This window comes from Streptococcus ferus DSM 20646, from assembly GCF_000372425.1.
Taxonomy (GTDB): Bacteria; Bacillota; Bacilli; order Lactobacillales; family Streptococcaceae; genus Streptococcus; species Streptococcus ferus.
This window is the reverse complement of the sequence record NZ_AQVD01000001.1, coordinates 487,306-502,078: the sequence shown is the minus strand read 5'-3', so window position 1 is coordinate 502,078 and position 14,773 is coordinate 487,306. Positions and strand designations below refer to the sequence as shown.

15 protein-coding genes, 2 pseudogenes and 1 riboswitch are annotated in these 14,773 nt (G+C 41.8%); of the genes and pseudogenes, 10 read left to right on the top strand and 7 right to left on the bottom strand.

Features of this window, described 5'->3' with window-relative positions:
• Window positions 1-23: 23 nt before the first annotated feature.
• Window positions 24-1,634 (bottom strand): hypothetical protein, encoded by a 1,611-nt coding sequence (locus A3GY_RS0102525; protein WP_018029831.1) that lies wholly within the window; start codon window positions 1,632-1,634, stop codon window positions 24-26.
• Window positions 1,631-2,377 (bottom strand): ABC transporter ATP-binding protein, encoded by a 747-nt coding sequence (locus A3GY_RS0102520; RefSeq protein ID WP_018029830.1) that lies wholly within the window; start codon window positions 2,375-2,377, stop codon window positions 1,631-1,633. Before A3GY_RS0102520 ends, A3GY_RS0102525 begins: the two co-directional genes overlap by 4 nt.
• Before the next feature lie 132 nt (window positions 2,378-2,509).
• Between A3GY_RS0102520 and A3GY_RS0102515 the strand changes: the two genes are divergently transcribed.
• Window positions 2,510-3,262 (top strand): SDR family oxidoreductase, encoded by a 753-nt coding sequence (locus A3GY_RS0102515; protein WP_018029829.1) that lies wholly within the window; start codon window positions 2,510-2,512, stop codon window positions 3,260-3,262.
• Window positions 3,263-3,273: 11 nt separating this feature from the next.
• On the top strand, window positions 3,274-4,110 hold the full coding sequence (locus A3GY_RS0102510) for a glycosyltransferase family 8 protein (protein ID WP_018029828.1): 837 nt from the start codon (window positions 3,274-3,276) through the stop codon (window positions 4,108-4,110).
• A gap of 10 nt (window positions 4,111-4,120) precedes the next feature.
• Here A3GY_RS0102510 and A3GY_RS09875 read toward each other — a convergent pair whose 3' ends face one another.
• The gene (locus A3GY_RS09875; RefSeq protein WP_018029827.1) at window positions 4,121-4,858 is read right to left on the bottom strand and encodes a hypothetical protein; all 738 of its coding nucleotides are present in this window, start codon (window positions 4,856-4,858) and stop codon (window positions 4,121-4,123) included.
• An 85-nt stretch (window positions 4,859-4,943) separates the two neighbouring features.
• Between A3GY_RS09875 and A3GY_RS0102500 the strand changes: the two are divergent.
• Window positions 4,944-5,144: pseudogene (locus tag A3GY_RS0102500) on the top strand (HAD-IIB family hydrolase); the annotation flags it as partial.
• Between the two features lie 2 nt (window positions 5,145-5,146).
• On the opposite strand, the pseudogene A3GY_RS09600 reads toward A3GY_RS0102500, so the two are convergent.
• Together A3GY_RS09600 and A3GY_RS0102490 are read right to left on the bottom strand one after the other, a co-directional pair.
• Window positions 5,147-5,671: pseudogene (locus A3GY_RS09600) on the bottom strand (ATP-binding cassette domain-containing protein); the annotation flags it as partial.
• Window positions 5,672-5,684: 13 nt separating this feature from the next.
• Window positions 5,685-7,154 (bottom strand): ABC transporter permease, encoded by a 1,470-nt coding sequence (locus tag A3GY_RS0102490; protein ID WP_018029824.1) that lies wholly within the window; start codon window positions 7,152-7,154, stop codon window positions 5,685-5,687.
• 243 nt (window positions 7,155-7,397) lie between these two features.
• Here A3GY_RS0102490 and guaC point away from each other — a divergent pair, with 243 nt between their 5' ends.
• The 3 genes from guaC to A3GY_RS0102475 all read left to right on the top strand — a co-directional run bounded on the left by guaC (window position 7,398) and on the right by A3GY_RS0102475 (window position 10,350).
• A complete protein-coding gene (gene guaC, locus A3GY_RS0102485; protein WP_018029823.1) occupies window positions 7,398-8,381 on the top strand; it encodes a GMP reductase in 984 nt (327 codons plus the stop codon).
• Window positions 8,372-8,467, top strand: a riboswitch (purine riboswitch). Its footprint overlaps the gene before it by 10 nt.
• 33 nt (window positions 8,468-8,500) lie before the next feature.
• Window positions 8,501-9,082: a xanthine phosphoribosyltransferase gene (locus A3GY_RS0102480; protein WP_018029822.1), complete on the top strand. Its 582-nt coding sequence runs from the start codon at window positions 8,501-8,503 to the stop codon at window positions 9,080-9,082.
• Window positions 9,083-9,084: 2 nt separating this feature from the next.
• Complete coding sequence (locus tag A3GY_RS0102475; RefSeq protein ID WP_018029821.1) at window positions 9,085-10,350, top strand: nucleobase:cation symporter-2 family protein; 1,266 nt, start codon at window positions 9,085-9,087, stop codon at window positions 10,348-10,350.
• A gap of 30 nt (window positions 10,351-10,380) precedes the next feature.
• Here A3GY_RS0102475 and A3GY_RS0102470 read toward each other — a convergent pair whose 3' ends face one another.
• The gene (locus tag A3GY_RS0102470; protein ID WP_408641238.1) at window positions 10,381-11,292 is read right to left on the bottom strand and encodes an FAD:protein FMN transferase; all 912 of its coding nucleotides are present in this window, start codon (window positions 11,290-11,292) and stop codon (window positions 10,381-10,383) included.
• Window positions 11,293-11,358: 66 nt separating this feature from the next.
• Window positions 11,359-11,544, bottom strand: a complete 186-nt coding sequence (locus tag A3GY_RS0102465; protein ID WP_018029819.1) for a 4-oxalocrotonate tautomerase — start codon at window positions 11,542-11,544, stop codon at window positions 11,359-11,361.
• A 143-nt stretch (window positions 11,545-11,687) separates the two neighbouring features.
• On the opposite strand from A3GY_RS0102465, the gene A3GY_RS0102460 reads away from it, so the two are divergent.
• The 4 genes from A3GY_RS0102460 to A3GY_RS0102445 are packed head-to-tail and all read left to right on the top strand — an operon-like array spanning window position 11,688 to window position 14,767.
• The gene (locus A3GY_RS0102460) at window positions 11,688-12,281 is read left to right on the top strand and encodes a thymidine kinase (protein WP_026161887.1); all 594 of its coding nucleotides are present in this window, start codon (window positions 11,688-11,690) and stop codon (window positions 12,279-12,281) included.
• Window positions 12,278-13,357, top strand: coding sequence for a peptide chain release factor 1 (gene prfA, locus A3GY_RS0102455; protein WP_018029816.1), 1,080 nt, complete (start codon window positions 12,278-12,280; stop codon window positions 13,355-13,357). Before A3GY_RS0102460 ends, prfA begins: the two co-directional genes overlap by 4 nt.
• Window positions 13,357-14,187: a peptide chain release factor N(5)-glutamine methyltransferase gene (gene prmC, locus A3GY_RS0102450; RefSeq protein WP_018029815.1), complete on the top strand. Its 831-nt coding sequence runs from the start codon at window positions 13,357-13,359 to the stop codon at window positions 14,185-14,187. The genes prfA and prmC overlap by 1 nt, the downstream gene beginning before the upstream one ends.
• Window positions 14,180-14,767, top strand: a complete 588-nt coding sequence (locus tag A3GY_RS0102445) for an L-threonylcarbamoyladenylate synthase (protein WP_018029814.1) — start codon at window positions 14,180-14,182, stop codon at window positions 14,765-14,767. The genes prmC and A3GY_RS0102445 overlap by 8 nt, the downstream gene beginning before the upstream one ends.
• The last annotated feature ends 6 nt before the right edge of the window (window positions 14,768-14,773 follow it).

Here is a 14,773-nt window from a genome sequence, read left to right as displayed (position 1 = left end):
AATGGTCAAGGTGTTTTTTTGGGTTAAGGAAGTTTTTTCCAGAAGTTTTGAGAAATGATGACTTGAATGATGGCTATCACAGCTAGTATAACAGCAACTAAGATAAGGCTGACAAGGATAGCTGAGCTATGAAGAGCCAGAATTATGCTAAAGACCGTCAAGGCGACGCCAAAAACAAAAATACCTATAAAAAGGATAAAGCTGAACCATTGACCAATACCTCTAGAAAACAGCTGAGTGATGTTTTGCCAGGTTAGGTTAAGCAGGCGATAATCTCGCCAGTACATCAATTGCCCAAGGCATGCTGCGGCGATACCAGCTCCGAGTAAAAAACTTAGAACTAGAACCATATTTGCTTTTAGAAAGAACAGTCCGGCAAATAGGTAAATGGCAAGGGGCAGAGCTAATTGAGCGACTAAAAGGATTAGAAATTTCCCGACTAAAAATTTTTTAAAGGAAATCGGCAAGGTCTTTAAAAAGTTGTAATTCTCTTTTTCCAAAGAAATGGCAACAGCTAAGAAACTGGTTGGTGTTGCCAGCATACTCCCGACAAGAGTACCAATGAGGAAGGCAATTCCAAAGAAATCAGGTGTTACAAGGGATAGACCTAAGCGACTATTTGTCAAAGCAGGCCCCATAAAGGCAAAAACTAGGATAATCGGCATGAGGTAGGTCTGAATAATCAAGGTACCATCCTTAATAGTGGACAGATGATGCCTTCTGAGAGTCTTAGTCAAGCTCTCGGGCTTACTGTTTCGCTGAATGACCCGTTTGATTGGCTTTGCAGCTTCCATAGATAGAAAATGTTTAAAATAATTAGTGATGACAAGCTGTCTAATCAGAAAAAGCAGTGCTCCCAAGCCCAAGAGACCTAGCCAGTAGTTCAACAGACTATTTATTGAGAAAGGATTAATAAGGACTTCCAAAAATCCTCTAAAATAAGGGATGAGAGGCATTTGAACAGTTGTCGTCAAGGTCATATCTCGGCTGTTGCTCTGAGATGACAAATAAAAGATTGTGCCAACAGCCAAGAGCGTTGATAGAACCATTAAACTAGTGGAAATCATTTTTTTATGAGGACTTTTCATCAGCATCTGCCCTGTGAAATAGACTAGGAAAATGCTGATTGCATTGGTGAAAAGAACTAGGATTAGAAAGTTAATAAGCGTCCAAATCACCGCTAAAAAAGGGTTGGTCATCTGTAGGTAAGCGATGAGAAAAAGGGCAAAAATAGGCATCAGGAATGGAAGACTGCCGCCTTGTGATGAGAGGATTTTAGCGAGATAAACTTCACTTTCTTTAACAGGGATAGGCAGATAAAGTTTTGTGTCATTACTGTCATAAAAAACGGAGAATAAGGTTGTAAAGCCTGAAACAATCGCTATCAAAGCAAACATGCCCACTTGGAAAGAGAAGTAGCCCTGTGACTGACGGTAGTCAATATTAACAAACATATAGGCATAGATGAAAATGAAAAAGATAATCATAAGAATCTGCTGCCGAAGGATTGACCTGTAAGCTGAGAAGTTCTTCTTGGGATTCTTAGCCTGTTTCTTTTGGATGTTTGTCAAGGCTTGAGGATTGGAATAAAGAATGTTGATCTTGACTAATTCCCATACATTGTTGAGATTCATAGATCATCACCTGCCTTTGGTTCCTCTTTGCGCCCCGCTAATTCGAGATAGATGCTTTCAAGGTCCTTGTCAGGATAATGCGTTTTCAGTTCTTCCAGACTTCCAACAAAAATAAGTTCTCCTTGGCGCAAAATACCGATACGGTCGCAGAGTTGTTCCGCAACAGACAAGACATGGGTAGAGAATAAGACCGTGTTGCCAGCTTGCGCATGTTGACGCATCATTTCTTTCAAATCAAAAGATGCCTGCGGATCAAGCCCTGTCAGTGGCTCATCCAGAACCCAGATGTCGGGATTAGGGATAAGCGCACCAATGATAATTGTTTTTTGACGCATCCCATGAGAAAAGCTGTCAATGGTTTCAAACTGTCGCTCAGCAATGTCAAAAAGACGAGCGAGATAGTCTATTCTCGTATCGCGTTCTGCATCATCAACGCCATAAATTTTGGCTAGAAAATTCCAATACTCTCTAGCAGTCAGGTTCAAAAAAATATCGGGTGAATCAGGGACATAGGCAATTCTTTTTTTAATCTCATCACGATGTTCTGCCAAAGACAGTTGATCCACTAGGATATTACCAGAACTTGCTTCGATGATTGAGGTTAAGAGGCTGATGGTTGTTGTCTTACCTGCGCCATTATGGCCGATCAGGCCGAAAATCTCGCCATTTTCAATCGTCAGATTAAGGTCGTTCAAGGCCGCTTTTGCGTCATAATATTTGGAAATATGTTCAAATCTAATCATAAAATCTCCTCCTTGGCCCCTATTATAGTATATTAGTGGTACAATGTAAATTAAGATAAGGTTTACAAGGAATAATTGTTACATAATTATATTTATGTAAAACACCTTTTAAAAGAAGAAAAGGAGACGTTTATGTCAGAAGTGATTTTAGTGACAGGAGCATCTGCCGGATTTGGGGAGGCGATTGCCAGACTTTTCGTCAGTAAGGGCTATCGCGTCATTGGGGCAGCCAGACGCCAAGATAAGCTAAGAGACTTAGCTCATGAATTAGGGGAGAGGTTTTACCCTCTGCAGATGGATGTGTCCGATAAGGACTCCGTAGACAAGGCTCTTGCTCTCTTACCAAAGGACTGGTCCAAGATTTCGCTTTTAGTCAATAATGCTGGTCTTGCTCTGGGACTTGATAAGGCCTATGAAGCTGATTTTAAGGATTGGGAGACCATGATTATGACTAATGTTATGGGGCTCAGTTATTTAACGAGAAAATTATTGCCCCAAATGGTGGCCGCAAAAGAAGGTTATATCATTAATATTGGTTCTACCGCAGGAAGCTATCCCTATCCCGGTGGGAATGTTTATGGCGCGACTAAGGCTTTTGTCAAGCAGTTCAGTCTTAATTTACGAGCGGATTTGGCTGGCAGTCACGTCCGTGTCTCAACTATTGAACCTGGTCTCTGTGGTGGAACCGAATTTTCAAAAGTTCGTTTTAAAGGGGACGCTGACAGAGCCAAGCAGGTGTATGAAGGAGTCAGCAGCCTTCAGCCGGAAGATATTGCTAATGCTGTTTTATGGCTTTTTCAGCAGCCAAAACATGTCAATGTTAACCGTTTAGAACTCATGCCGGTCTCTCAAAGTTTTGGTCCTTGGCATTTGGCAGAAGACTAGAAAGGACTCTCATGACGCCTCTGAATCTCCTTTTTACACTGGATGATCGCTATGTTGACCATCTGAAAACGGTGCTTATATCACTTTTCAATAATTCTGAAAAAGCCGATTACCAGGTCTATCTGTTGCAAAAAGAAGCCTTAGAGGCTAATGAGGCCTTAGGAGCCTTTTGTCAGCAACTTGGCATGACCTATCACCCGATCATTATTGGAGAAAATGCTTTTGAGAAAGCGCCTGTCAGCAATCGCTACCCAGAAACTATTTATTATCGTCTTTTGGCACAAAAGTATCTCCCTGAAAACCTAGATAGGATTCTATACTTAGATGTTGATTTATTATGCATCAATAATATCTTACCGCTTTACAACATGGAAATGGGGAATCACCTCTATGCAGCAGCCAGTCATGTCAATGATTCCTCTGTCGCTGATTTGGTTAATAAGTTACGGCTGCATAATTTTGAAGCAGAAAGTTATTTTAATACTGGTGTTCTTCTGATTAACCTTGAGGCCTGTCGTCGAGTGGTTGATGAAGAGGCTATTCTCGATTATATCAACCAAAATGCCCAAACTTTAATTTTGCCAGACCAAGATGTGCTGAATGCCCTCTATGGGCATCGAACCATTCTGCTGCCGGATCAGATTTATAATTTTGATACGCGCTACAGTGTCCTCTATAAGGCTAGAGGACGGGGAGACTGGGATCTGGATTGGGTGATGGCGAATACTGTTTTTCTGCATTTTTGCGGTAAAGACAAACCTTGGAATCCAGCTTACAAAGGCCGCTACGCTGCTCTTTATAAACACTACCAGCACAAGGCAGCAGTGATCGAAAAAGACCAGACATAAGCTGGTCTTTTTAGTCGTCTAACAAGTTATTTTTAATGGAAGCACCGGAGGTGACATCGGACCAGCCTACGATAGCCTGGCCGCTATTTTCGAGATAGGAGTTTAGAAGCGGTCTGATATCCTGAACCTGTTGCAGGATGCCTCGAGGGGCTCCTTTAGCATCGTAAAGCATCTCGTAGGTCTGCATTAAGATTTGATCAAAGGAATCATTAGGAATTTGAAAGTGCAGAGTGTGGGTTGAGGACTGCTCTAAGTCAGCGATTAGCCAGTCCTCAATGTCTTGGGCTTCAGACCCAAAAGCGGCAAAGCCTGTATCTGACTTCAAATTGTCATAAAGAACCTGTCCTTTAATATCACAATAGGAAAAATGAAAAGGCAGGTCGTCCAAAGGGGAGTATTGGATGGTACTGTAAAAATGCAGCAGTTTTTTCTGTAAGGCTAAGAGCGCGAGGGGATCTTCCCAGATCGTCTCCAGATGAAAGTCTGTTAATGAGCAAACAGGCAGAGGGTAGGGTTCATTGGTTAGCGATAGGATTCCTTGGTAGTCAGACCAGCTGACTTCTTTGGTCTTCTCAAGGACAACTATTTGAAAAAGGTCATCAAAGTGTTGAGCCACTTGTTGGAAAAAGTGGATTTCATCTGGATGATCGGCCTGATAGAGGCACAAGAGGTTGGGTTTCAGTTTCATCATGTCTTTATCATACCCATTTGGAAGCTGAGAAGCAATTCTTTTGCTTCTATTATTCATAGGATAGTATCACTTTTTAAGCCTATCTTACTATTTTTCCACTTTTAGCTTTAGTATAATGGATATGAAAATGGAGGATTTGTTCATGCGAAAACTGATTTTTTTAGATGTTGATGGGACCTTGGTCGATTATGAAAACCGAATTCCTCAGTCTGCCCGTGAAGCCATCCAAAAAGCGCGAGCCAATGGTCATCTCGTTTTTGTCTGTACGGGGCGAAGTCGGGCTGAAATGCAGCCAGAACTCTGGGAAATTGGTTTAGATGGCATGATTGGCGGAAACGGTTCCTAATCCTTGGTTGTCTCCTCGTCAAGATTTCCTGTTGGTTCATCAGCGATAATAATATCGTGACCACTGGCCAAGGCCCTGACAATAGCGACCCTTTGCTGCTGTCCTCCTGAGAGTTGCAGAACAGGTTTATCAATTAAGTCTTTCGAAATCCCAACCTCTTGGAAAAGCTGTTCAACATCTTGTGCTGTCGAAGAGATATTAGAGATGTCCAAGGCTGTCTCGACATTCTGTCTGGCCGTCATATAAGGGAAGAGGTTATAAGCCTGAAAGATGGTCGATACTGCATTTTTACGATAATTGGTCAGACCACCTTTGGCAATATCCTGATCATTTAGCGAAATCTGTCCCGCCTTAGGGCTGTCAAGGCCAGCCAAGAGAGAGAGAAAAGTCGTTTTGCCGCTTCCCGATTGTCCCAGAATGGCATAAACCTTGCCTTTTTCAAAGGTTAGATTAACCTCTTTGAAAAGATAGTCCTCTGGATTATTGGAGTACCAATAGCCGATATCTGTGGTTGTTAAAGTCATAAGCGTCCTCTTTCTAATTGGAAGATAGAATATCCTTCGGTTTCATTCGTACAATCCCTATACTTGCCAAAATCGTTGCTGCAAAGGAGATTAGCAGAGCGATGCCGCCCAGTTTAGCGATACTTTCAGGGGTTTGTTTCACATTTAATTTGTTGATTTGGCTAATCGCAGAGCTTGATAAATTCATTCCAGGTATGCTTCGTCCGGATGGCGGTTGCGTTGATTTAGAACTTGAAGAATCAGATTCCGGTCCGCCTTGTCGATTAGATGTCTGAGCTGAGGTTTGTTGACTCAGCAACTGATTGCCAACTAGGTTGCCGACGTAATTTCCAGCAACTGTCGCAATCACTAAAGAAGCCAGTGTTACAACAAATAATTCGGTAAAGAATTGACCAATGATTTTGAGGCGGCTCTCACCTAAACTCATCAGAACACCGATTTCGTAGCGTCTTTCCCGAATGCTGAGAATGACAATTAAAGTTAGAATAACTGCTCCGGCTAAAGCAACGAGAATAACGATATTCTTAGAGAAACTTGCAACATTATTCAGCGGGCTCAGCATTTGTTGATAAAGCTGATCGCTTGTTTGAATGGAGAATTTTTCCGTATCAATCTTGGTTTTTGCTTTTTTAGCAAAAGCTGACAGTTGCGCAGGATCTGAAAGAGTATAAGTTGCACTGTCAACAGTATCGGTTTCCCCTTTCATGCTGTTAGCGGTCACGAGATTGGTATAAATGTTGTTAGATGGGTTAGAAGCGTTGTTTTGTAATTGAGAAGAAGTAACGCTAGAGCTTGATTTATAGATTCCGACAACTTTGAGAGTAACTGTTTTTTCAGCATCGTCTACGGTCACTTTAACAGTGAAGCTCTCACCAACCTTGAGATCATTAGCTTCGGCTAAATCAGATTCAATCACCGCTTCATTATTTGCAGAATCCTCAGTAATATCAGAACCTGAAGTTATTTTATTGGTGCCGCTTGTAAAATCAGAAACATTGCTGGTCGTATTGACACCCGTGATCGTAAAATCACCAGAAGCCATACCGCCAGGTCCACCAGAATTGTTAGAAGTAGAAGAATCTGAGGAAGACGAGCTTGACGAGCTAGAAGAAGAGATTGGTGAGATGTTGCCCTTGGTTGCTGTCGTTGTTGATGTGAATAAATAAGATTTCACACCTGACATATTGGCAATCTTTTCAACGGTAGCCAAGGAAATTGGTGGCATTTCCATTTTAGGTGGCTGACTGCTTGAAGAAGAGCTAGAAGATGACTGAGCCTGTTTCATCATATACTCTCTATTGACTTGAAGACTGACAGTAGCTCCGGCTTCTTTTTTGGCATTTTCAACAGCTTTATCAGCTGCTGCCTTAATCGTTAAACCAGCCAAGACAAATATGAGAATGCTACTGGTTACTAAAGTCAACAATGCGGTGCGCCCTTTTTTAGCTTTCGTTGCCAACCAGGCGCGTTTAATAAAATTCATGGGACTGTCCTCCAAAATATTGATGAAATCAGTTTAATAGCGGCAACTTAAAAAAGGCTGAAAGAAAACTGAAAATTTTCTTAACCAATTCCAGTAAAATCCGAACATTCTGCTTGATTGATTTTGAATTGTTGACGGAAACCTAACGACAACCTATAATATAGTCTGGAAGGGTAAGTGATTACCTAGCGATGCGAGAAATTGCATAGGAAGGTCTTTTTTACTATATTAAGGAGCTAACTTATGTTAAACGACATCCCCGTTTTTGATTATGAAGATATCCAGCTGATTCCCAATAAATGTATTATCGATAGCCGTTCTGAGGCTGACACCAGTGTATCACTTGGGAAATACCGCTTTAAAATGCCGGTTATTCCAGCCAATATGCAAACCATTATTGACGAAGACATTGCAGAAGCATTGGCCAAAGGCGGTTATTTCTATATTATGCACCGTTTTGAGGAAGAAAGTAGACAAGTCTTTATTAAACGAATGCACGAACAGAAGCTGATTGCTTCCATTTCTGTCGGTGTAAAAGATTACGAGTACGATTTTGTGACTAGCTTGAAGAATGATCCGCCAGAATTTGTGACGATTGACATTGCTCACGGTCATGCTGACAGCGTGATTAAGATGATAAAGCATATTAAGCAGGAACTACCAGAAACTTTTGTCATCGCTGGTAATGTCGGCACTCCAGAAGCCGTTCGAGAACTGGAAAATGCTGGAGCAGATGCTACCAAAGTAGGTATCGGACCAGGAAAAGTCTGCATCACAAAAGTTAAGACAGGCTTTGGAACTGGCGGCTGGCAATTGGCAGCTCTCCGTTGGTGTTCCAAAGCAGCCAGAAAGCCTATTATTGCAGACGGCGGCATTCGGACACATGGCGATATTGCCAAGTCGATCCGTTTCGGTGCCAGCATGGTGATGATTGGTTCTCTCTTTGCCGGACACTTAGAGAGCCCCGGAAAACTCATTGAAAAAGATGGACAGACCTTCAAAGAGTACTATGGCTCAGCCTCCGAATATCAGAAAGGTGAGCATAAAAATGTGGAAGGTAAAAAGATTCTTTTGCCTACGAAAGGGCATTTAGCAGACACACTGACTGAGATGCAACAGGATTTACAGTCCTCAATCTCTTATGCCGGCGGAAATGATTTAGCCAGTCTTCGTCATGTCGACTATGTGATTGTCAAAAATTCGATATGGAATGGCGACCAAATATAATAAAAAAAACTTATTTAGGCTGTGAATTGGCGCAGCGTTTCTACAAGACACCGTAATGTCTAACAATAAGTGAGCTTAAAGCTTGCTTTTTGCGAGCTTTTTTAGTTGAAAGGACAGTCATGAAAGTTTTAGAAGAGCGTATTATCAAAGACGGGCAACTCCTAGGGGAAACGATTTTAAAAGTTGACAGTTTTCTGACACACCAGGTGGATTATCAATTGATGAAAGACATTGGCCGCGTTTTTGCTGCTAAGTATCGACACGAAGGCATCACTAAAATTGTGACCATTGAAGCATCTGGGATCGCACCGGCACTTTATGTAGCGGAGGCTTTAGATTTGCCCATGGTATTTGCTAAAAAGTCTAAAAATATCACTATGACAGAAGATATCCTGACGGCTCAGGTTTACTCCTTTACCAAACAGGTAACCAGTCAGGTCTCGATTGCACAGAAATTTTTAAAGGCAAGTGATAAGGTATTGATTATTGATGATTTCTTGGCTAATGGACAGGCAGCCAAGGGGTTGATTGAGATGATTGAGCAAGCTGGAGCACAAGTGGCTGGGGTCGGCATTGTTATTGAGAAATCATTTCAGAGCGGCCGACAGTTATTAGAAGAGATGGGAGTCCCTGTCACATCCTTAGCCAGACTGGGACGGTGTGAAAATGGTGAGATTAAGTTTTTGGAGGCAGATGCATAGTCATGGAATTTAGAGAAGAAAAACAATCACAGTCAGCTCTATTGGGGCTTCAGCACCTCTTAGCCATGTATTCAGGCTCTATTTTGGTCCCTATTATGATCGCGAGTGCCTTGAACTATCCATCAGCAGAATTAACGTATTTAATTGCTACTGATATCTTTATGTGCGGCGTAGCCACCTTGCTTCAGTTGCAGCTTTGGAAACATTTGGGAATAGGCCTACCGGTTGTTTTGGGGGTCGCTTTTCAGTCTGTTGCCCCTTTATCGCTTATCGGAGCCAAGCATGGCAATGGTGCCATGTTTGGAGCTCTAATTATTTCAGGCCTTTACGTTATTCTAGTTTCGGGATTTTTTTCTAAAATCGCCAAGCTATTCCCTAAAATTGTCACAGGTTCCGTCATTACAACCATCGGGTTGACTTTGATTCCAGTAGCCATAGGAAATATGGGAAACAATGTTGATAAACCCAGTGTCGAAAGTCTAATTTTAGCCAGTTTGACCATTGTTATTATTCTAGCTGTTAATGCCTTTGCAAAGGGTTTTCTTAAGTCCATTTCGATTTTAATCGGCCTTGTTTCAGGGACTATTATCGCCGCCTTTATGGGACAGGTTGATTTTTCGGCGGTCAGCCAGGCGCCTCTTATTCACATTCCAACCCCCTTCTATTTTGGGCAGCCACGTTTTGAAATTTCTTCCATCATCATGATGTGTATTATTGCGACTGTTTCTCTGGTAGAATCGACAGGTGTTTATTATGCTCTGGCCGATTTAACCGATGAAAAACTGGACAGTAAACGCCTTAGAAACGGTTATCGGGCTGAAGGACTGGCTGTTTTGCTTGGAGGCATTTTTAATACCTTTCCTTATACTGGCTTCTCTCAAAATGTTGGCCTTGTTAAGTTATCTGGGATTAAGACCAGACAGCCAATTTATTACACCGCCTTTTTTCTTATGATCTTGGGACTTATCCCTAAATTTGGTGCCGTTGCGCAGATTATTCCCAGTCCAGTTCTGGGTGGAGGAATGTTAGTGATGTTTGGTATGGTCGCTCTTCAAGGGATGCATATTCTAAACGAAGTTGATTTTAATACAAATGAAAACCACTTTATCATAGCGGCTGTCTCCATAGCAGCAGGAGTTGGCTTTAACAACACCAATCTCTTTAGCGGTCTGCCGATAAATCTTCAAATGTTCTTAACCAACGGTATCGTCATGGCAACCCTATTTTCGATTATTCTGAATCTAGTCTTTAACCGCAAGCACAACTAAAAACACTCTGTTTATCAGAGTGTTTTTAGTTTAAAATAAAGGAATGAATCGCGTTTTCAAACCTTTTGATACAAAAAATCGATTGTCTTTAGTGACAATAATCCCTTCAATATGTGGCAGTTGATCAATAACGGCAACAGCATCAGATAAAGGCAGTCCGAAAAGGCGGCTAGTCCAAATCTCTCCATCAAGTGATAAATCAGATACAATGGTTAAGCTCGCCATCTCTGTTTCAATGGGGTAGCCGGTATTACTATCAAAAATATGGTGATAATCGGTGCCATCAACAACCATGTGACGTTCGTATATCCCTGATGTAACGACCGACTGGTCGGCAATCTTGATCAGACCCAAGTTTTGATTTCTTGCTTTTTGAGGATTCTGAATTCCGATATACCAAAGTTTATCGGGGCGTTTTTGATTTGGCCCGTAAACCAAAACATTTCCCCCTAAATTGATCAGAGCAGAACGAGCACCGTGTTCTTTTAGATAGCTCATGATTTTATCAGCGATGAAGCCCTTAGCCAAGGCTCCCAAATCAATTTTCATCCCCTCTTGGGCTAAAAAAACCGTCTGCTGACCATCCTCCAGCACAATTTTTTCGGGCTGAATCAAACCTTGTTTTTCTTTGATGGCAGCTGGGTCAGGCAGCTTGGCATCGCTAAAACCAATCCTCCAAGTTTGTACAAGAGGACCGATTGCGATGTTGAGATTACTGGTATCAGCCAGACTATGCCTTTTTCCAATTTTAATCAATTCAAATAAGTCCTTGTCTACCTCGACAGGCCTTTTTCCGGCGGCATGATTGATTGCCATCAGTTCTGAATCAGTATCATTAGCACTGAACCGTTTATTATAGATATCCAATAAACGACAAGCCTCCTCTGCCAACAAATCAGGATGACTATCTGCCTCAACTAAAATATCGATAATCGTTCCCATTAGATGAACTTGTTTTTGTGCCAACAAGAGCAGTCACCTCCTAAAAACAGTCGGCCAGCCGCCGACTCAAGGCTTCTTTTTCAGCTCGCCGTGAGGGTAGTAGGTTCCTTCAGGCATATCATTGATAAAAACATGAATAGCCTCTTTAGGGGCCTTAGCGATACGTGAAACGACTTCAGTGACCTCACGAGCCAACTCTATTTTTTGCTCCTCAGAACGTCCTTCAAAAAGATCGATTTTAACAAATGGCATAAGCAGTTCCTCTATTCTTTAAGATGTTTTTATTTTAGCATAAATAGCTGTTTCTGGAAACGTTTTAGAAGAGAAGTCTATGCCACATGCCTGCTTTTATGGTAAAATAGAAAAGATAATGAAACGGATGGAGAAAAACGAAATTGGCACAGTTATACTACAAGTATGGCACGATGAATTCTGGGAAAACGATTGAAATTTTAAAGGTTGCCCATAATTATGAAGAACAAAATAAGCCGGTTGTTATCATGACCAGCGCCTTAGATAATCGCGACACCTTTGGGGTTGTCTCTAGTCGAATCGGCATGAGAAGAGAAGCCATTCCCATTTCTGATGAGACCGATATCTTTGCATATATTGAGCAGCTTAAGGAAAAACCTTACTGTATTTTGATTGATGAATGTCAATTTTTAAGTAAAAAAAATGTTTACGATTTGGCCAAAGTAGTTGACGACTTGAATGTTCCTGTGATGGCATTTGGTCTGAAAAATGATTTCCAAAACGAACTGTTTGAAGGTTCGAAATATTTACTGCTCTTAGCTGATAAGATTGATGAAATTAAAACGATTTGTCAATACTGTTCAAAGAAGGCTACGATGGTTTTAAGAACCAAAGACGGGCAGCCTGTTTATGAAGGCGATCAGATTCAAATCGGCGGTAACGAGACTTATATCCCAGTCTGCCGCAAACACTATTTCCATCCTGACATAACAAACGAGGTTGAAAAAGCAAAATGAATATTTACGATCAATTACAGGCGGTCGAAGATCGCTACGAAGAACTCGGCGAATTATTGAGTGACCCAGAAGTGGTCAGCGATACAAAACGCTTTATGGATTTGTCTCGCGAAGAGGCTTCAACCAGAGAAACTGTTACTGTTTACCGCGAATACAAACAAATCATTCAAAACATTTCAGATGCCGAAGAGATGATTAAAGATGCCTCTGGAGACGCCGAATTAGAAGAGATGGCTAAAGAAGAACTGAAAGACTCTAAAGCAGCCAAGGAAGACTACGAAGAAAAACTTAAAATTCTTCTGCTTCCAAAAGATCCCAATGATGATAAGAACATCATTCTTGAAATCAGAGGTGCTGCCGGAGGAGATGAAGCTGCTCTCTTTGCTGGTGATTTATTAGCCATGTACCAAAAGTATGCAGAAAACCAAGGCTGGCGCTTTGAAGTGATGGAAGCTTCTTATAATGGTGTCGGTGGCATCAAAGAAGTAGTGGCTATGGTGTCTGGTCAATCAGTTTACTCGAAACTGAAATATGAATCCGGTGCACATCGAGTCCAGCGTGTACCTGTTACCGAAAGTCAAGGCCGTGTTCACACCTCGACAGCAACCGTTTTGATTATGCCAGAAGTTGAAGAAGTCGAGTATGATATTGATCCTAAAGATCTGCGGGTCGATATCTACCACGCTTCTGGTGCTGGCGGGCAAAATGTCAACAAGGTCGCTACAGCCGTCAGAATGGTCCATATCCCAACCAATATCAAAGTTGAGATGCAGGAAGAAAGAACGCAGCAAAAAAACCGAGACAAGGCCCTGAAGATAATTCGAGCCCGAGTCGCAGACCATTTTGCTCAAATCGCGCAAGACGAGCAAGATGCTGAGCGTAAATCAACCATCGGAACAGGCGATCGTTCCGAACGCATCAGAACCTATAATTTTCCTCAGAATCGTGTTACCGATCACCGTATCGGTCTAACCCTGCAAAAGTTGGACAGCATTCTGTCAGGTAAATTAGACGAAGTGATTGATGCCTTAGTACTCTATGATCAAACACAAAAATTAGAAGAGCTGAACAAGTAATGAATTACGGACAGATTATCCATCAGCTTGAACAGGAATTAAGCCCTTTTGGCGAAGACAAAGAGAGCCTTCTTTATGCTTTCAAGGAACTCAAAGGATGGAATCAGACCGATTTGGTGCTTAATCTCTCCAAAGAAGTGGAAGCTGCTGACAACCGCTTACTGATAGAGATTGCAGAGCAGCTAAAAACACATACACCAGCCCAATACATTGCTAAAACAGCCTATTTTAGGGAGTTGGTGCTTAAAGTAGATGACAGAGTTCTCATTCCCAGGCCGGAAACGGAAGAGTTGGTTCAGCTAATCATTGAAGAAAATACCGACGAGAAGCTAGATGTCCTTGATATTGGAACAGGAAGCGGCGCCATTGCGTTGGCTCTGGCAAAGGTCAAAAAAAATTGGCGGCTGACAGCCAGTGACATTTCCCGTGACGCTTTAGAGCTTGCTAGGGAAAATGCCGAAAAAAATCAGGTCCAGCTCAATTTGATTCAATCGGATCTTTTTAGGAATATTTCAGGAAAGTTTGATATTATTGTCTCTAACCCTCCCTATATTTCTTATAAAGATAAGGATGAGGTTGATCAGAATGTCTTCCGACACGAACCTCATCTAGCCCTTTTTGCAGATGAGGATGGATTTGCCATCTACAGACACATAGCCCAATCGGCTAATTCCTATTTGACAGAAGGAGGTAAACTCTATCTGGAGATAGGCTACAAGCAGGGAGAGGTCCTTAAACAACTTTTTGAGCAAGCCTTTCCCAATCGAAGGGTTCGAGTATTAAAAGATAGTTTTGATAAAGAGAGAATGGTGGTCGTTGATTATGGATAAATTGGCTCATGCACTGGGGCAAGGTCAGGCCGTAATTCTGCCAACAGAAACGGTTTATGGCTTATTTGCCAAAGCCCTTGATAAGAAAGCCGTCGAAGCAGTCTACCAGCTCAAACACCGTCCTCAAGAAAAAGCCATGAATCTGAATGTGGCTTCCCTTCAAGATATTTTACGATTTTCAAAGAACCCTCCGACCTACCTAGCAGATCTGGTGGACGCTTTTCTTCCAGGTCCGCTCACTTTAATTCTTCAGGCCAATGACCAAGTCCCTTTATGGATTAATTCTGGCAAGAATACTGTCGGTTTTCGGATTCCCAAGCATGCCAAAACACTTGATTATATTAAACGTTTTGGCCCTTTAATTGGACCGTCTGCCAATATTTCCGGTCAAAAAAGCGGCCAGTATTTCCACCAAATAAAAACCTATTTCCCTGAAATTCCAGGGATTGAAGATGATATGGCTATCCAAGGAGTGGATTCAACAATTCTAGATATCTCAGGTGACCGTGCTAAAATATTAAGACAAGGTATTGTCACAAAAGAGCAAATTCTTGATAAAATAAAAGAGATAAGATTTTAAAAGGAG